The 18,429-nt window shown below is 34.3% G+C and carries 17 protein-coding genes; 10 read left to right on the top strand and 7 right to left on the bottom strand.

Annotated elements, in window-relative coordinates; translation table 11 throughout:
• Nucleotides 1-56: 56 nt before the first annotated feature.
• From LNP81_RS09645 to LNP81_RS09635, 3 genes are all read right to left on the bottom strand, one after another.
• Complete coding sequence (locus tag LNP81_RS09645) at nucleotides 57-1,796, bottom strand: CocE/NonD family hydrolase (protein ID WP_230035361.1); 1,740 nt, start codon at nucleotides 1,794-1,796, stop codon at nucleotides 57-59.
• 138 nt (nucleotides 1,797-1,934) lie between these two features.
• Nucleotides 1,935-2,654: a LytR/AlgR family response regulator transcription factor gene (locus tag LNP81_RS09640; protein ID WP_230035359.1), complete on the bottom strand. Its 720-nt coding sequence runs from the start codon at nucleotides 2,652-2,654 to the stop codon at nucleotides 1,935-1,937.
• Nucleotides 2,651-3,712: a sensor histidine kinase gene (locus LNP81_RS09635; protein WP_230035357.1), complete on the bottom strand. Its 1,062-nt coding sequence runs from the start codon at nucleotides 3,710-3,712 to the stop codon at nucleotides 2,651-2,653. Before LNP81_RS09635 ends, LNP81_RS09640 begins: the two co-directional genes overlap by 4 nt.
• A 484-nt stretch (nucleotides 3,713-4,196) precedes the next feature.
• Between LNP81_RS09635 and LNP81_RS09630 the strand changes: the two genes are divergently transcribed.
• Nucleotides 4,197-4,865, top strand: coding sequence for a hypothetical protein (locus LNP81_RS09630; RefSeq protein ID WP_230035356.1), 669 nt, complete (start codon nucleotides 4,197-4,199; stop codon nucleotides 4,863-4,865).
• Between the two features lie 139 nt (nucleotides 4,866-5,004).
• On the opposite strand, the gene LNP81_RS09625 is transcribed toward LNP81_RS09630, so the two are convergent.
• The gene (locus LNP81_RS09625) at nucleotides 5,005-6,420 is read right to left on the bottom strand and encodes an alkaline phosphatase (RefSeq protein WP_230035355.1); all 1,416 of its coding nucleotides are present in this window, start codon (nucleotides 6,418-6,420) and stop codon (nucleotides 5,005-5,007) included.
• 165 nt (nucleotides 6,421-6,585) lie between these two features.
• The gene (gene rsmG, locus LNP81_RS09620) at nucleotides 6,586-7,215 is read right to left on the bottom strand and encodes a 16S rRNA (guanine(527)-N(7))-methyltransferase RsmG (RefSeq protein WP_230035354.1); all 630 of its coding nucleotides are present in this window, start codon (nucleotides 7,213-7,215) and stop codon (nucleotides 6,586-6,588) included.
• A gap of 107 nt (nucleotides 7,216-7,322) precedes the next feature.
• On the opposite strand from rsmG, the gene LNP81_RS09615 reads away from it, so the two are divergent.
• Both LNP81_RS09615 and LNP81_RS09610 read left to right on the top strand, forming a co-directional pair.
• Nucleotides 7,323-8,417 carry a fatty acid desaturase family protein gene (locus LNP81_RS09615; protein WP_230035353.1) on the top strand — a complete coding sequence of 365 codons (1,095 nt, stop codon included), beginning with the start codon at nucleotides 7,323-7,325 and terminating at the stop codon, nucleotides 8,415-8,417.
• A gap of 73 nt (nucleotides 8,418-8,490) precedes the next feature.
• A complete protein-coding gene (locus LNP81_RS09610; RefSeq protein ID WP_230035352.1) occupies nucleotides 8,491-9,681 on the top strand; it encodes a pyridoxal phosphate-dependent aminotransferase in 1,191 nt (396 codons plus the stop codon).
• A gap of 55 nt (nucleotides 9,682-9,736) precedes the next feature.
• Here the strand turns inward: LNP81_RS09610 and LNP81_RS09605 are convergent, their stop codons facing one another.
• Nucleotides 9,737-10,792 (bottom strand): serine hydrolase domain-containing protein, encoded by a 1,056-nt coding sequence (locus tag LNP81_RS09605; protein WP_230035351.1) that lies wholly within the window; start codon nucleotides 10,790-10,792, stop codon nucleotides 9,737-9,739.
• A 365-nt stretch (nucleotides 10,793-11,157) separates the two neighbouring features.
• Between LNP81_RS09605 and LNP81_RS09600 the strand changes: the two genes are divergently transcribed.
• The 3 genes from LNP81_RS09600 (at nucleotide 11,158) to LNP81_RS09590 (ending at nucleotide 14,296) form a co-directional block, all read left to right on the top strand.
• Nucleotides 11,158-11,616 carry a ferritin-like domain-containing protein gene (locus LNP81_RS09600; protein ID WP_230035350.1) on the top strand — a complete coding sequence of 153 codons (459 nt, stop codon included), beginning with the start codon at nucleotides 11,158-11,160 and terminating at the stop codon, nucleotides 11,614-11,616.
• Between the two features lie 123 nt (nucleotides 11,617-11,739).
• Nucleotides 11,740-12,285 (top strand): dihydrofolate reductase family protein, encoded by a 546-nt coding sequence (locus LNP81_RS09595; protein WP_230035348.1) that lies wholly within the window; start codon nucleotides 11,740-11,742, stop codon nucleotides 12,283-12,285.
• 136 nt (nucleotides 12,286-12,421) lie between these two features.
• The gene (locus LNP81_RS09590; RefSeq protein WP_230035347.1) at nucleotides 12,422-14,296 is read left to right on the top strand and encodes a peptidase U32 family protein; all 1,875 of its coding nucleotides are present in this window, start codon (nucleotides 12,422-12,424) and stop codon (nucleotides 14,294-14,296) included.
• Nucleotides 14,297-14,340: 44 nt separating this feature from the next.
• On the opposite strand, the gene LNP81_RS09585 is transcribed toward LNP81_RS09590, so the two are convergent.
• Nucleotides 14,341-15,135: a hypothetical protein gene (locus LNP81_RS09585; protein WP_230035346.1), complete on the bottom strand. Its 795-nt coding sequence runs from the start codon at nucleotides 15,133-15,135 to the stop codon at nucleotides 14,341-14,343.
• A gap of 638 nt (nucleotides 15,136-15,773) precedes the next feature.
• Between LNP81_RS09585 and LNP81_RS09580 the strand changes: the two genes are divergently transcribed.
• The 4 genes from LNP81_RS09580 to LNP81_RS09565 are packed head-to-tail and all read left to right on the top strand — an operon-like array spanning nucleotide 15,774 to nucleotide 18,315.
• Nucleotides 15,774-16,262, top strand: a complete 489-nt coding sequence (locus LNP81_RS09580; protein WP_230035345.1) for a hypothetical protein — start codon at nucleotides 15,774-15,776, stop codon at nucleotides 16,260-16,262.
• Nucleotides 16,259-17,419 carry a formate-dependent phosphoribosylglycinamide formyltransferase gene (purT, locus tag LNP81_RS09575; RefSeq protein WP_230035344.1) on the top strand — a complete coding sequence of 387 codons (1,161 nt, stop codon included), beginning with the start codon at nucleotides 16,259-16,261 and terminating at the stop codon, nucleotides 17,417-17,419. Before LNP81_RS09580 ends, purT begins: the two co-directional genes overlap by 4 nt.
• Before the next feature lie 3 nt (nucleotides 17,420-17,422).
• Nucleotides 17,423-17,740, top strand: coding sequence for a DUF6370 family protein (locus LNP81_RS09570; RefSeq protein WP_230035343.1), 318 nt, complete (start codon nucleotides 17,423-17,425; stop codon nucleotides 17,738-17,740).
• Nucleotides 17,740-18,315, top strand: coding sequence for a Crp/Fnr family transcriptional regulator (locus LNP81_RS09565; protein ID WP_230035342.1), 576 nt, complete (start codon nucleotides 17,740-17,742; stop codon nucleotides 18,313-18,315). The genes LNP81_RS09570 and LNP81_RS09565 overlap by 1 nt, the downstream gene beginning before the upstream one ends.
• Nucleotides 18,316-18,429 lie beyond the last annotated feature (114 nt).

Raw genomic sequence — 18,429 nt, 5'->3', positions numbered from 1 at the left:
TTTATAAAAAAGCCGCAAACTTCATTTTGAAATTTGCGGCTTTTACTTTTGTTGTTTTACTTCCAAATCGGGATTTTTACAAAACTATCATTATACCATTTTACTTTTAAGGGTTCTTTGGCATCTTTAATGGTTTCATCGATAACTGTTTTTCCTGTTCCGTAATTGAGTTCTGAAAAAGGGTTTTTATTTACGTTTAATACCACCACTAAACGACTTCCTTTACTTAATTGTTTACTGACCAAATGTGTATTCGAAAAAGGAATCGATTCTATTTTATTGGGTTTTAATAAATTTCTTGTTGTACTATCTTTGGCATAACTCGCACGGCCCAAAAAATAAGACAAATGAAAATATTCTCCATTTGGTGTTAATTCATATAAAGTAACACCAATATCCATATCTTTTTTATTGATGCTTGCCTTTATTTCTCCTAAAAATGATCCGTTTACCAATATCGACTCTCTAAAAGGATCACTTATAAAAATATATCCGTTTGTTGTATCAATTTCTTTTTTGATAATAGGATCCGGGTAATATTCATTGTTTTGAGTTTGTCTGTCGGCAAAATCTACTTCCTGCGATAAATAACTACTTTTAGTTGGCCTTTTAGCATTCAAAGCATAAAATTTTCCGGATTTATTATTCGTTAAATACAGCTTCAGGAAACCATTATTCATTTTATCTAGAGACGCAGCGCTTCTCCATTCATTGGCTCCCATTACCTGATAGTTAATCCTGTCTTTTAAAATTTCTGGTTTTGGTCCGTTTTTTAAAATGTAATCGAACCATTCATACGTTATTTTTTTGGTATTAATTAAAGCATCTGCATCAACCTTATAACCATTTATTACAGGAGAACCGCCTTTTTGTGCCCCAAAATGACTGTACGGACCAATGACTAAATAAGAATTGGCTTTAGGATTGTATTTTTGAAGTTCTCTTAAATAATACAAACTCGAATTTTGGGAATCGTTATAATAACCGTCGATAACTAAAATCGGAATATTTATTTGGGCAAAGTCCTTTTTGTATGGCGACATTTTCTGCCAATATTCATCAAACGAAGGGTGTTGTATCCATCGCTGAAATAGTCTGTTTGGAGTTCCGTCAATGCTGTCCATTTTTTTGTAGGCAAGTCCGGTTTCCCACCATTTAAACTGCATATTTCTAAATCGCTGCCTGTCATTTCCTGCCACTGTATCGAGATATTTGTTACTGCCCACATAAAAAGACCATTCGTAATTGGGATTTATAAACACATTGTTTTCCATTGGCAAACCCATTCCGGCTCGATTAGCAACATAAGGAACTATCGTTTTAAGCGCAGGATGCATTTTTTTGCACGCTGCCCATTGCGTCATTCCATTATAACTGCCACCAAACATTCCGATAATTCCGTTACACCATTCTTGTTTGCTAATCCAATCGATAACATCATAAGTATCATTGGCTTCATTTTCATAAGGAAATATTTCATCAGGACTAAATCGTTTACCTCGCGAATAGGTAATAACACCCACATAATCTTTATCTGCTGCCTCTTTCAAAGATTTGATCCCTTTTCCTTCTTCTGCATAAATCGTATGTTGAAGTATAACGGGTTTAGGAACCCAAATTCCTTTTTTATGCACTACAATTGCCGATATCAAAGCGCCATCACTCGTTTTGATCATTACACTGTCCTGAATATCATAAGCACTTTTTAGATCTTCGGATTTGGTTTTATTAGTTTGCTGAGAAAATGTATTTGATATCATGAGAATAAGAAATACAAAATTTAAAATTGTTTTCATGGAAATAGTTTTATTAGGAAGCTTTATTTTAAGCTTGGTTGTTTATAATAAACTGATTCATTAAATCTAAAAAAAGCATACAGAAGCCCTCAACTAATAGCATTAGCTGTACGCATTAAAATAATTTTGAAAGATGATTTAAATCCCGTTCCTATTTTTGAACCTCACGGATTGGCGGTTTGACACTTCTAATAGTTCTCCGGTTTTTAGTTTTACTTCTAACCTGCCGCTATCTGTTGTATTGATTGCCTGGATGTATTTTATATTTATAATCTCGGTTCTGTTTATTCTAAAGAAAATAGTTTCGTCTAAAATTTCTTCCCATTGACGAAGAGAACGTCTTTGAAGTGCTTTTTTGTCCTGAAAAAATAATCGGGTATAATTCTCTAAAGATTCAATTAAATAAATTTCATCTAATTGAATAAAGAACCGCTTTTCTCCATCTTTTATAAAAATCTTTCGATCTTTTGCGACAGCATCATTTAAGGAAGATTTTAGCTGGATCGTATCTCTTATTTTTTGAATTGCTTTTGCAAAACGTTCTTCTCTTATAGGTTTCATTAAATAATCTAAAGCATTTACTTCAAACGCCTGTATTGCATATTGATCATAAGCGGTAATAAATAAAACTGCCGGAACGTGATCTAAAGATTCTAACAAATCGAAACCGGATTTTTCAGGCATCTGGATATCAAGAAAAATTAAATCAGGCATTTCTTTTTCGATCAATATCTTAGCATCATCGGCATTTTCAGCTTCACCAATAAGCACAAAGTCTTCATAGTTTTTTAAAGCTATTTTTACTTCTTCTCTAGCTAAACGTTCATCATCTATTATAATTACTTTTATCTTTTTCATTTTGATGGTATTAAAATAGTGCACAAAACCGTTTCATCTTCCATCTGAATAATCTCAAAAGAAGCATTTCCGTTATATTGCAACAACAATCTTTCCTTTAGATTATTTAACCCAATACCTGAATTTGTAATTTCATTACTTAGTTTTCCTGAGTTTTGAACAGTAATCTTTATAAAATCGTTTTCCATTTCAACTTTTACAGTAATAAAACCTCCGCTTTTTCTTTTTTCGATGCCATGTTTTATGGCATTTTCAACTAATGCTTGAATACTAAAAGGTAGAATTAAATGTCTGGATAAGTCTAAACTGGTTTCAATCTTAATCTGCAAACGTTCCTCAAATCGTATTTTTTCTAATTCCAGATAATCCCGCACCAGATTAATTTCGCCATCTAGTGATATCAATTTCCCAATGTTGCTATTTAGAGAATTTCTTAAAAGTTCAGACAATAGATCAATAGCTCTTCTGGCGGCATCCGGATTTTCTATGACCAGGAATTTTATATTGTTTAATGAATTAAAAAAGAAATGAGGATTGAGCTGTGCACTCAGATTATTAAGTTGTGCTTCTTTTATTATAATGGATAACCGGGCATTTTCTTTTACTGTTTCTAATTCGAGTCTTGAATAGTGATAAAGATGGTACGCCAATACCCAAATAGACATTAATCGTGTACCGGTGATAAAAACCTGTAATTGTACTGATTGAAAAAACGTTAAAAAAGAAACAGTTTCATTTTTAAAAATTAAAAGACGTACCAAATAAAGCTTACCAACAATCAACGCCATATACAATAAGGAAAGCACTAGAATACTGAATATAATTCTTGGCAACAGCATTTTCAGATTCAGTTTATTCCATCCGTTTTTTAAGGCGAAATTTCGATAAATATGAGTTAGCGTAATACCAATTGACACATCAAGTATTAAATCTATTACGCCCATTTTCCATATAAAATTACCTGTCAGGAAAGCCGATAATCCCCAATATAAAGAAGCAGTAATCCAACCTATGAGTTGAATTTTCCAATATGTCGATAGTATAGTCTTTGTTTTCAAAGGTAAAATTTGTTAGTGCTGTAGTAAAGGTATTCCTCTAATACAGATTGACCAAATAAAAGTACAGGAACGAAAAATAATAGTGGATGAGTGCATATCGATTCTTTAATTTGATACAATATCATGATTAGTCATTATTACACTCTCTTTTTTTTGACCAAATCCAAAAAAACAACAAACTACTAAAATACAATGACTTATAATTAAATCATAAAAGCCAAAAGCAATTTATCGTCCCTCTTACATTCTTAAAATATTTAAATTTGTAATACTTTTCTTATTATATTGATTATCAATAGTATAGAGCTTAAAAAACCCTATTCTGTTATTTTTAAAACTTTTCGTTACACTCTAAAAATATATCTCAACATACTTTTACATCAGATTTAAAGCGGAAGAATTTACAGAGAAATAAACAAACTCAGGACAAGCTTTACAAATCAAATTTTACAACAATTTAGAAAAAAACATAAAAAAACAAACGATGAGAAATTTACAAAACACACCTCCTGTAATTGTACAGGCAAAAAGTATTGGGCATCCAATTGACTTTAAATGGAGTAAAAACAAGATAGAACAATTTTTAGATCCTTTAGAAGGAAATGACGAACTTGAACATGCTTTAATGCAAATTAATCATAAAGCTTCTGTGGGACTTACAGCAGCTTTACTCGAATGGATATATTGGAGATATACAGGATACACCAAAATGAACAATGATACGCAAAAGAGAATCGAGGCTTTATGGTGTTCTATTGGTAATATCGAAAATACAAAACCTTTAGTTTTTGATGCTAACTTTGATATTTCGGCTTCCGGAACTGTAAACGGACCTTTATGGATAGCCCTTATGAATGTAACAATGATCGATGTTATGTATAGAAAAGGATCATATGCTATTCAGAACGAACTTATTGGACTAGTATTATTAGCGCGTCACATTACACCAAGAAAAAGAGTTTTTGACAAATGGCTCAACAGAACACTAGCCGTTTTAAAACGTGATTATCCATGTCAATATAACAATGATGATTTAGAACAAAACTTTGAAGCAGTTTACGATTCATCACACGAACCTGTAATTTGCCGTGATTTTTTCTTTAACCCAGAGTTTGAAAATTCTACCGAGGCAACAGAAAAAGCAATAAACTAGCTCATTCATAATTTAGATACTAAATCCAATCAATTTTTGTGCTTTCCAAAAAGAGCATCTTAATTGATATTCTTTTAAAAACTAATCCCACAAACTTCAACTATTTTTGAAATTTGTGGGGTTTATTATTTTAAATCAACTAAAACTTATTTTCGACTTCCGCAGCCTGCAACATGAGGTAATGCAAATCGGTATTTTTTACGAAAGGTTTCAAAAGTTCACTTCCGGGACCAAACATGGCCAACTCTACATAATCAGCAGAATGATCCATACTAATCCATCCTACAGAATTTATTTTTCCCTGCATTTCTGCAAAAGCTTTATAGGGTAATTTTTTATAATTATATAGTCCGTCTTCTTTATGCAATCCGTCGTAATAGCTTAGTACCGTTTTTGCCTCTTCGTCTGAAACCGAATGTCCATTTGCTTTTTCGATAATTTCCTTTACTTGTGCAACAGAAGATTGAGGCTTTATCTGATTCAAAATCCATTCATTTGTCTGAGTATATTTCTGGATACTATCAAAATTATCATTGGCGTCTTTACCGTAAATAATCCCAGGATTAGCATTTCCGTGATCTGTTGTAATAATTACCAATGTTTCTTTGTCTTTTTCAGCAAAATCTATGGCAATTTTCACAGCCTCATCAAACTCAATCTGATCATGAATTAAACCAGCAATATCATTTCCGTGAGCCGCCCAATCGACTTTTCCGCTTTCTATTTGCAAAACAAAACCATTTTTATGATTTTTCATTCTGTCAATAGCTTTTTGCGCCATCTCGGCAAGACTTGGAACGGTTTTTTGTAAATTTTGATCACTATTTCTATCTACATAATAAGGAACACCATCTTCTGCAAACACACCCAAAATAGGCTGAGAATTCGAAGCCGAATCCATATCTGCGCGATTTTTCACCACCTGATATCCTTTTGCTTTAAAAGCAGCAAACATATCTTTTTTATCTTTTCTGGATTCAGCACTAAAATAGTTTGAACCTCCGCCCATCATAACATCAAAACCAAGATCTAAATATTGTTCAGCGATATCGTCCTGTGCGTTTCTGCTTTTACTGTTTACGCAAAAACCCGCCGGAGTAGCGTGAGTAATAGGAACTGTTGTAACGCAACCCGCCATTTTTCCTGCCTTCTTGAACTTTTGCCAAATGGGTAAATGAGGTTCTCCCTGCGGACTCACATTAAGGACTCCGTTGTTGACCCTAAAACCACCACCCCATGAAGAACTCGCAGCCGAAGAATCTGTAACAATAGAACTCGCAGAAGCAGTATCCATCAAAGCTCTGGAAACTCTGTTCTCTTTATACAACTGAATCCAGTTAGAACCTTTTCCTGTTTTTCTGTTCAGGAACAAATCGGTCATATTAAGTGTTCCGGTACTCATTCCGTCACTAACGAGTAAAATAATATTTTTGGCTTTCTTATTTTTATTTAACTCTTCTAAATCTAAAATATTTGCAGAACCCTGAAACGGATTCATAACCGCGGCTCCGATCGTTAATAAAGAACCATTTTTAAAGAACTTCCTTCTATCCATTATTACTTTATTTATAAGTATTTTCAAAGATAATTAAATACGCTCAACCACAAAATTATCATTGTGTTATGATAATTACTCAAAGGCATCTTAACTAATGGCAAACAAAAAACCGACAGAACGCTTATTAAGCACGCTGTCGGTTTTCTTATTTTTTAAAGAATATTAAACGGTAAACTTCAAAGGCAAATGCACTACTTTTTTGGTTTCAAAAAACTCATCTTCAAAAATCGTAGACAAATCGTATAAAGTTGCTTTAGGGAAATCCTTTAATTCCTCTGTCAAATCTCCGCCTTTTAGGTATAGAATTCCGTTTTTCAACGTATGCTTTTGCTGCTTTTTGATTTTAGTTTTAATCCAGGAAACAAAATCCGGCATATTGGTTACGGCACGGCTTACAATAAAATCGAAATCACCTTTTACCAATTCAGCACGCAATTGTTCTGCTTTTACGTTCTTTAATTCTAATGCATCAACAACACCCTGAACTACTTTTATTTTTTTGGCAATAACATCAATTAAATAAAAACGCGTTTCAGGAAAAAGAATCGCCAATGGAATTCCGGGAAATCCTCCGCCTGTTCCAACATCAAGAACAAATGTTCCTGGTTCGAATTTCATAATTTTTGCAATTCCAAGCGAATGCAAAACGTGTTTTGTATATAATGCATCAATGTCTTTACGCGAAATAACATTGATTTTTTCATTCCAATCGTGGTATAAAAAGTCTAATTTTTGAAATTGTTCGATTTGAATGTCGGTCAAATCAGGAAAATATTTCAATATCTCATCCATTGCTCTAATTTTTTAACAAAAGTACTACTTTAGAGTTGAAATATTTAACTCAATTTTGCAAATTGAAAATTTATAATAATTACCTTTGAAAACTATTTAAATTAATTATGAATAACACTGCGCCTACATTTGCTAAGCAAGACAATCTGAAGTTCTTCAGAACACTTAACTCACGAGTAAACAATTACTTCAAGGAGAACAACATTCAGAAAACCGGAAACTGGAAGCTGCACTTAAAAGCAATTATTCTTTTTGCAGTTTTTCTAACGCCTTACTTTTTAATTCTAACTCTTCCTATGCCATTTTGGGCACAATTGTTATTAAACATTTTGATGGGAGTTGGAATGGCCGGAATTGGAATGAACGTGATGCACGACGGAAACCATGGATCATACTCTTCTAAATCATGGATCAACAAGATTATGGGCGGAAGTATTTATATTCTGGCAGGAAATGTTCACAACTGGCAAGTACAACACAATGTGCTTCACCATACTTATACAAATATTCACGGACATGATGAAGATCTTGACGCCGGAAGAATTATTCGTTTTACACAAAATGCTGAATGGCAACGTTTTCATAAATTCCAACACTATTATTCTTTCTTTTTATACGGACTATTGACTTTCAATTGGGCTTTAACCACCGATTTTAAGCAAATGAAAAACTATCTTAAAAGAAAATTATCTTATGGAACACCTCAAAGTCCTGTCAAATTATGGACTGTTTTGGTGATCACAAAAATAATCTACGTTTTAATCTGGATGGTTTTACCAATGGTACTTGGCGTAACATGGTGGAAAGTTGTTGTTGGATTTTTCGTAATGCATTACGTAGCCGGATTAATTTTAAGTATTGTTTTTCAATTGGCACACGTAGTAGAAGAAACTTCAAACCCGGTTCCTAATGAAGATGGAGAAATGGAAAACACCTGGGCGATTCACCAATTGTATACGACGGCTAACTTCGCTCCAAAAAATAAAGTAATCAACTGGTTTACAGGAGGATTAAATCATCAGATTGAGCACCATATTTTCCCGAATATCAGTCATATTCATTACGGAAAAATTGCCGAAATCGTAAAACAAACTGCAATCGAATGCAACTTGCCTTATCATGAATTCAGAACCATGAGAGGAGCGGTTATAGCACATTACAAGCATCTTAAAGATCTTGGAATGAAACCGGAACTAGCATAGAACTAAAAAAAATCTATTAATAATTAACCTTCCTTAATTAAAGTTGAAATTAAGGACATTCAAAATTTTTATAATGAATCATATTCTTTCAGACAGAATCAACAACTTAGCGACATCACAAACCTTAGCAATGGCTGCTTTAGCACGTGAGTTAAAAGCACAAGGAAAAGACATTATCAGTTTAAGTTTAGGTGAACCAGATTTTAACACTCCTGACTTCATCAAAGAAGCTGTTAAAAAAGCAGTAGACGAAAATTACAGCACCTATTCTCCGGTAGAAGGTTATTTAGAATTGAGAGAAGCAATTTGCAAAAAATTCAAAAGAGACAATAATTTAGAGTACAAACCATCACAAATTGTAGTTTCTACGGGAGCAAAACAATCTTTGTACAACATTGCACAAGTAATGCTAAACGATGGTGACGAGGTTATTTTACCTGCACCTTACTGGGTTTCTTACTTCGAAATCGTAAAACTTTCAGGCGGAGTTCCTGTTGAAGTGCCAACATCTGTAGATACTGATTTCAAAATTACACCAGAACAATTAGAAGCTGCCATCACGCCAAAAACAAAAATGATGTGGTTCAGTTCTCCTTGTAACCCATCCGGATCTGTTTACAGCAGAGAAGAGCTTACAGCTCTTGCAAAAGTGCTAGAAAAATACCCAAATATATACGTAGTTGCAGATGAAATTTATGAGCACATCAATTTCTCAGGAACTTTCTGCAGCATCGGTTCAATCCCGGGAATGCTAGAAAGAACCATTACTGTAAACGGAGTAGCAAAAGCATTTGCTATGACAGGATACAGAATTGGTTATATTGGAGCACCGGAATTCATCGCAAAAGCGTGTACAAAAATTCAGGGACAAGTAACTTCAGGAGCAAATTCTGTAGCGCAACGTGCTACAATTACTGCTGTAGAAGCTGATCCAAGCGTTTTAAACCACATGGTTCAGGCTTTCCATACCCGTAGAGATTTAGTGGTAGGATTACTTAAAGAAATTCCTGGAGTAAAAATCAACGTTCCTGAAGGAGCATTTTACGTATTCCCAGACGTTTCTTCTTTCTTCGGAAAAACTTTAAGAGGAACAGAAATTAAAGATGCAAACGACGTATCGATGTACCTTTTGGCTGAAGCTAATGTAGCAACAGTAACCGGAGACGCTTTCGGAAATCCAGACTGTATTCGTTTCTCTTACGCAACAAGCGACGATATCTTAAAAGAAGCATTACGCAGAATCAAAGAAGCTTTGGCTGTGTAATATCATAAATAATAATTCAAAAGGGTGTTTTTTTTCTAAAACACCCTTTTTTCATTTAGTCAATTAAAAGCGAAGCAATATCTCTCGTAATCGAAGTGGGAGAATTACAATCACAATTACTTAGACCTATTACATAAATATGTTCAGTGGGCTCATAAACTCCCATTGATTTAAAGCCAAAAATACTTCCTCCATGCTCGCGAACGATTTTGTCTTTTACTTTTTCAAGATGCCAGCCATATCCATAATCGATATTTGCCCCATTAATTAACTGATAATTAGTAAAAGCTTTTTCAGTAAAAACAGGATTTAATAAAGCATTAGAATTTATCGTGTTTTGCCATTTTAGCATATCATCTACATTCGACATTATCGAACCGGAAGCATAGGGTATCGAAAAACTAATATAATTTGCATTTACATAATGTTCTTTATCACGATAACCTGAAACCCTGTTTTTAATAATCTTTTCATGGCTTGCATAAAACGTATTTTTCATTCCTATTTTCTTAAAAATATTTTCAGTTACAAACTCCTCATAAGTTTGTCCTGATACAATTTCAATAATATAACCTAAAAGTACATATCCTGAATTACAATATTTATATTGTTCTCCAGGTTTAAAATCACTTGGCTCATTCTTAAAAAAATTCACCAATTCCTCTGGAGACAAATCTCGTCTGGCAATATCTTTTATAGACTTCATATTCGTAAAATCCCTAATTCCCGAAGTGTGTGTTAGCAAATGATGTATTGTAATTGCATTCCCATTAGGATAATCCGGAATAAATTTCTTAATTTCATCGTTCACATTTAGTTTTCCTTTTTCAGCAAGCATTAAAACAGAAACTGCTGTAAATTGTTTCGTCATTGATCCAATTTCAAAAACAGATTCAGGTCTCATCTTAACATTCATTTCTAAATTAGCCATTCCAAAAGCCTTCCTGTAAATAATTTTTCCGTTTTTTGCAGCCAAAAAAACTCCTCCGGGACCTTCAGCTTTAAATTTTGAAGTAATCAAACTATCTATTTTATTTTCTCTATGCTGGGCAAATAATGCTGATGAGAAAATTAAAAATGCTGCAACATAAAAAATTGAAATTGATTTCATTTATCCGTTTAATTAATAATTAATGAAACTTTGACGACTTAAACAAACTTCAGGTTACAAAACAAAACTTCAGAATTAAAATATTTGTGGGGTTGCCTTCGGCCGGGCTATCCTTTTCAATCTTTTGCTTTAAAAAAAAAACAAAAGGATTTCCACTTCTATCCCTAACCCAAACCTTCATGCAAGAAGCTTTAGTATAAAATTCAAGTTAAATCTGCTCCATCTGCCAAATCTGCGAGAAAAATTAAATTTACTTTCAAAATTCCCATTCCACAATTTTATAAACACCCGTTGTAATTCTATAAGACATAACGCTTTATAAAATCCCAACTTTGTATTATACATTAATATAAAAATTATTTATTATGATACATACAGATGAAACCACAGAAAAAGCAGTTAGCACATTAGAAGGATTAATTTCGATTCTTGAAGATGGAAAACTAGGATATACTAATGCCGCAGAACATGTAGACAGCCCGGCAATCAAAACCGACTTTTTAGAGTATGCCCGCGAACGTGCCTTATTTATTGTAGAAATACAAGACGAAATCAACAAACTGGGAAAATCAACTGATACTTCAGGCGGCGGACCATTAGGAGCGATACACCGTGCCTGGATCGATATTAAATCTTCTTTCACAAGCGGAGATACAGAAGCGATCATTAATGCTTGTATTACCGGAGAAGAAGCTGCCATCGAAAAATACAAAATTGCTCTTGAACACAACCATCTTGATTCAAGTCAAATTGGTATTGTTTCAAAACAATTAAACAGTATCGAAAATACTCTGACTAAAATCAAAGCAAAAAAACTGTCATAATATTTGGCACTATATTTTTGAGAAGAAAACTACTTGGTTAATAAACTAAGTAGTTTTTTGTTTTTATAAACTCTCAAATTCTATATTTTTATCGCCAATACTTAAAACAAAATTTATCAAAAAATGAAAAAAGTAATTTTAGATCTGGCAGTAACATTAGACGGTTTTATCGAAGGTCCTAACGGCGAAACTGACTGGTGCATCATGGACGACGATATGGATTTTGATGGTTTTCTATCTAGTATAGATACTATTTTTTATGGCAGAGTAAGTTATGATATGTGGGGAAATTATCAACCGGATGAAAATGCAAGTCCAGCTGAAAAATCACTTTGGAAAGAAGTACATGCTAAGGAGAAATGCGTTTTTTCCAGCCAAAATATAAAAGACGAGAATGCTACCTTCATAAATGCTGATATCGCAAATACAGTAAACGAAATCAAAAAACAATCCGGAAAAGACATCTGGTTATATGGCGGAGCAAGCCTCATTAAAACTTTTATTCAATTGAACCTTATTGATATCTATAGAATATCTGTTCATCCAACAGTTTTAGGAAATGGCAAACCATTATTTGAAGACCTAAAAAACCGAATAGATTTAAAATTACTTAAAACCAATATTTTCAAATCAGGAGTTGTGCAACTTATTTACGAACCTGCTAAATAAAAAACTTCATTTATCATCATTCCATATTAGTTAACTATTTCAAAAAAAGTCACTTCAGCATTAGCAAACTCGAATTATTTATAAGAACTTTGCAAACTTTTTTCCATGAATACCACAAAAGCCTAAAGTTCTAAAAATGAAGAAGAAAATTGAAATATTAGCTCCTGCTAAAGATTTAATTGGAGGAATGGCCGCCATCAACAGTGGCGCCGATGCAGTTTATATTGGGGCTCCACAATTTGGAGCACGTTCTAATGCCAACAATTCTATCGAAGATGTTGCTGCATTGGTAAAATATGCGCATTTATTTAATGCTCAGGTTTTTGTAGTAATGAATACCATTTTGTACGACAACGAACTCGAAACGTGTCGCTCAATGATCTGGGAACTATACGATATAGGTGTCGATGCCCTGATCATTCAGGATATGGCTATTATGGAAATGGACTTACCTCCTATCGTACTTCACGCCAGCACACAAGCCAACAATCGTGATGCTGATAAAATTAAATTCCTTAAAGATGCCGGAATCAAACGTGTGGTTTTAGCCCGCGAATTAAATCTGCATCAAATTAAAACAATATACGACGAGGCAGATGTTGTATTAGAATTTTTTGTAACCGGAGCTTTATGCGTTTCCTTTAGCGGAAACTGTTATATGAGTGTGGCCAACGGAGAACGCAGCGCCAATCGTGGTTCTTGCGCACAAAACTGCCGTTTACCGTATAACTTAATCGACGGAAACGGAGAAACTTTAATCAAAAATAGTCATTTACTTTCTATCAAAGATTTAGATATTTCAGATCAAATTCCAAATCTTGTTGAAGCCGGAATCGTTTCTTTTAAAATCGAAGGAAGACTTAAAGATGTTGTTTACGTTAAAAATAACGTATCCTTTTTACGTCAAAAACTGGACAGTTATTTAGAAGGAGCCGGAAGCGAAAAATACATGAAAGCTTCATCTGGAACTTGTACCTATACTTTCGATTCTTCTTTAAACAGAACTTTCAACCGTGGTTACACCGATTATTTTGTAAACGATAGAAATCACAGTATTGGTTCCTGGGAAAGCCCAAAATCAAAAGGACAATACATTGGTAAACTAATCCGAACTGTTGGAAACGCTTACGAAATCGAAAACGGCGAGTTACTAAACAACGGCGATGGACTTTGTTTCATCAACGAAAACAACGAAGCCGACGGAATCTATGTAAACAAAGCCGAAAACGGTAAAATATATCCAAACGTTTTAAAAGAAGTAAAAGACGGAACTTTCATTTACAGAAATAACGACGCCGCTTTTATCAAAATAGTAGAAAGAGAAGACAGTGCCGTTCGTAAACTAAGCACTACTTTATTACTTACTGAAACCGAAACTGGTTTCGAACTAATCGCAACCGATGAAGACGGAAATGTAAGCACCGTAAACTTAGAACATTCAAAAGAACAGACTAAAACCGGCGAATCAATCGAAGAAAACATCAAAACGCAATTGGCAAAAACAGGCTTTACCCCTTATACTGCCAATGAAATTAATATCATGTTTTCTCAAAACTGGTTCCTTCCTATTTCAAAAATCAACGAAATGAGAAGAACCGTTTACGATCAGTTAACCGAGATTCGTTTAGCAAATTACAAACGCGAAGAACACCAATTGGTAAAAACGTCACATCCGTATCCTGAAACCAAACTGGATTTCATGTACAACGTTTCAAACAAAACTGCACGTAAATTCTACGAGCGTCACGGTGTAACCGAAATAGAAAAAGCATTCGAATTACAATGGGATCCGGGAAAATCTCGTGTAATGACCACAAAATATTGCATCAAATACGAATTAAAAAAATGCCCAATACACCAAAAAGATATCATGGGTGTAAAAGTAAAAGAACCATTGGTTTTAAAACAAGGCGAGCTCGAATACAAACTAAAATTCAATTGCAAACCCTGCGAAATGGAAATCTGGGAAAAAGATGCCGAATTCGAAATCGAAGAAGATCAATTTCACTAAAAAGCAAAAAAGCGATACCTTACAGTATCGCTTTTTTTATTTATTTATTTTTTCTTAGCAGTGGTTTTTGATCCTGCTTTTGGCGTTGCCTTAGTTTTTGTCGCTTTTACCTCTGATTTCGGTTCAGCTTTTGGTTCTTGTTTCTTTGGTTTCACATTATATAAAGCCACAACTTTCTCAATGTCGTCATATTTATATTCTTTATCTTCAATCTTTTTAGCGATTTCCGGACTATCCTTAAAATAATAAACTCCATATTCCCTAAAAAAAGCATTATATCCTGCCGAAAGAGCATTCGAACTCATAGAAACCAATACAGGATAATCTTCATTACTTCTCTTCAAATAATGGTAAACTTCTTTAGTAACCACCTTCATCTTCTCCTCCTTTACCTTTTCTTTTGTCTTTTCATCTTCCACCTTCACCTCTTTTATTCCGTATTGCTCTCCTCCCATATATAAAGAAGCTTTCCCTTCGATCATTTTACAGATCCAATTTTCATCAATAATCTTAAATTCTGTACCCTTTTTTTTGTAAACCTTCGTTTTTGTCCATACAAAAGTGTACCAAAGTTTTTTATTTGCATCAAAAATCTGAATTGAATCTAAGTCTTTACTAGCAAATTTTTCATTCTCTTCACCAACTTTAATCTTTACTTTTTTATCAGCAAAACCAGGAAACTTAACAATCCCGCTAATTTTTTGTTTGTCTTTTTTAAAAACAATCGCATCAGCTTTTTGTTCTCCCATTCCTAAGTTAAATGTAATTCCTGCCGATTGTGCTTGTAAAAGAGATGTAACGCACAAGGCACTCATCACTAAAAAAATATTTAATTTCATTCTTTTGGGGTTTTATTTATAAGCTGGCAAATATAGAAATATCGCATCGTTTTAAAGAAAGTTTCAAAGCCGCCAAACATGAAGTTATGCTATAATTATTAACAAAAATTTACACATAAAAATAATTTGGGCGTGTCCCTCCGGGCCGGGCTATCCGCTGCAAGTCCTCGCACTTCCTTCGTCAGGCTGTGGGCTTTCCACTTCTATCCCTCACGCATTCAGGTTCCAAAATAACTTTTTGTTACTAACACTAATTATCCTCGCAATCTTGTCATTTCGACGCAGGAGAAATCTTCACAAGTAACTCCGAAACGACAATCCAATCTTTGTCGAGCTTCTCGCGAAGATTTCTCCTGCGTCGAAATGACATACTTTATGGTTACTTTGTCTAAAAATTAAATTTCCACTTAAATTAAATCTGCCGAATCTGCAAAATCTGCATGAAACTCTTTGCGCTCTTGCGTAAACCTTTGCGGTAAAATATAGATTGTGTAGATACTTGCGAATAATTTTCCTTTGCGTGCTTCGCGTAATCCTTTGCGAACTCTGCGGTTAAAATATTAAATCTGCTGAATCTGCAAAATCTGCGTGAGAATAAATTCCATTTTATTTATCTTTACTCTCAAAACTGAATTTAAATGAAAACCAAAAATAGCATCCAAAAGTATTCAATTATAGCTGGATTTTTTGTGTGTCTTTTTTTTCCTTTATTAATATTTTCAGACAGCTATTTTATTTTTCAATGCATACAAATTTGCAATTTCGGTATGTTTTGGAATCCAATTTTCTGGGGGATTTTGTTTCCAATATTTATAGTTTTTCTGTTTTGGAATACAGCTATAAAAATAAGCCCATCATTAAATCAAATACATTACCTCAAAGCTTGTTCACAATTTTCTTTTGGAGTAAGTTCAAAAATTATAATCGCTCTTTTAGCAATATATGTTATTGGGTTATTCGTAAATGGAATTTCATCAGTATTTAATTCACAAATTCCTTATCAAATTTTATTCTCATTATTAATGATTCTATTTCTATCATTTATATTAATGATTCTAACTTTTATAAGCAGTTTAATAATTGTAAAAGCGAGCCAAAATTCTCAATCTCTAAATCAAACAAAATGAAAATACTACTCCTCGGTTCAGGCGAATTAGGCAAAGAATTTGTCATTGCCGCACAACGAATCGGACAAACCATAATTGCTGTAGACAGTTACGAAAATGCCCCAGCCATGCAAGTTGCTCACGGATTTGAAGTCATTAATATGCTCGACGGCGAAGCCTTAGACCGAATCGTAGCCAAACACCAACCCGACTTTATAGTTCCCGAAATAGAAGCCATTCGCACCGAACGTTTTTACGATTACGAAAAACAAGGCATTACCGTTGTTCCTTCGGCGAAAGCAGCAAATTTCACTATGAATCGCAAAGCCATTCGTGATTTGGCCTCAAAAGAATTAGGATTAAAAACAGCCAAATACCAATACGCAACTTCTGCCGAAGAATTGCAAAAAGCCGTTCAGGAAGTTGGAATTCCCTGTGTGGTAAAACCATTAATGTCATCATCCGGAAAAGGGCAATCAACCATAAAAACCGAAAATGATATCGAAAAAGCATGGCAATATGCAGTTGCAGGTTCTCGCGGAGATGTTATCGAAGTTATTGTAGAAGCTTTTGTAGATTTCCATTCAGAAATTACACTTTTAACAATTACGCAGAATAATAATCCAACCTTATTTTGTGCGCCAATTGGTCACAGACAAGAACGCGGTGATTATCAGGAAAGCTGGCAACCCGCAAAAGTTTCTGAAGCCGATTTGTACGAAGCGCAGGATATGGCCGAAAAAATAACCGAAGCACTTGGCGGAGCAGGTCTTTTTGGCGTTGAATTTTTCCTAACCAACGAGGGCGTTTATTTCTCAGAACTTTCTCCTCGCCCACACGATACCGGAATGGTAACTTTAGCAGGAACGCAGAATTTCAACGAATTCGAATTGCATTTACGTGCAATTTTAAGCCTTCCAATTTTCGAAATTACATTAGAAAAGGCCGGAGCAAGTGCCGTAATTTTAGCCTCTGAAGATTCTGCAAATCCCACTTTTACCGGAATCGAAAAAGTAGCCGCTTTACCAAAAACCGATTTCAGGATTTTTGGCAAACCAACTTCAAGACCGTATCGCCGAATGGGCGTTGTATTAAGCCATGATTCACTGGCAACTCCAATCGAAGAAGTTGTCGAACGCGCCAAAGCAACCTCTAAATTAATAACTGTAAATTCTTAAAAAATGAAAAAAGCAATCTTTATAGTATTCCTATTTATCGGAATCGCAACTCAGGCTCAGGATAAAAAAACAACCGAAAAACCACAAATTGTCGAAACCGCTTGTGGCGAATGTCAATTTGGGATGAAAGGAAAAAGCTGTGATTTAGCCGTTCGCATTGACGGAAAACCTTATTTTGTAGACGGAACCACGATCGACGAACATGGCGATGCACATGCTGAGGATGGCTTCTGCAACAAAATCCGCAAAGCTTCTGTAACCGGAAAAGTAGAAAACGGTCGTTTTAAAGCCACTTCATTCACTTTGATAAAAGAACAATAATGGAGTTAATTCTTGAAAACATTGCCAAACACGTTTCATTGACTGCAGAAGAGCAAGCACTTTTTTTATCTAAACTAGAAACAAAAACGTACAAGCCTAAAACGATTTTATTAAACGCAGGTGAAGTCTGCAAACATTCCTATTTTGTAAACTCGGGAATTTTAAGAAGCTTCAATATCAACGATAATATTGTCGAACATGTTTTATCTTTTGCCTGCGAAGGTTGGTGGATGAGCGATATGTACAGCTTTTTTTCGCAAAAGCCCGGACAGCTTTTTATAGAAGTTCTGGAAGAAGCCGAAGTAGTTTCGTTATCCAAAGAAAATCAGGAACAATTGTATTTGGAGATTCCAAAATTAGAACGCTTTTTTAGAATTTTAATCGAAAATTCATTAGTTGCCAATCAGCAGCGATTAATGGACAATTTAAGTTTACCTGCAGAAGAACGTTTCGAAAAGTTTACTACCAAATATGGTTCTCTGGTTCATAAAGTTCCTCAAAAACAAATCGCTTCTTTCATTGGCGTAACACCGGAATTTTTCAGCAAAATGAAAGCAAGGCTTTTGAAAAAATAGTTCTTATAGCCACAGATTGCACAGATTAAAATGATTTTTTGTTCGCCACGAATTGCACAAATTTTCACTAATTAAAATTCGCGTGAATTAGTGACCCGAGCGATAGCGAACAGG

The sequence above is a fragment of the Flavobacterium piscisymbiosum genome (assembly GCF_020905295.1).
GTDB classification, from domain to species: Bacteria; Bacteroidota; Bacteroidia; order Flavobacteriales; family Flavobacteriaceae; genus Flavobacterium; species Flavobacterium piscisymbiosum.
This window is presented reverse-complemented; position numbering and strand designations above follow the sequence as displayed.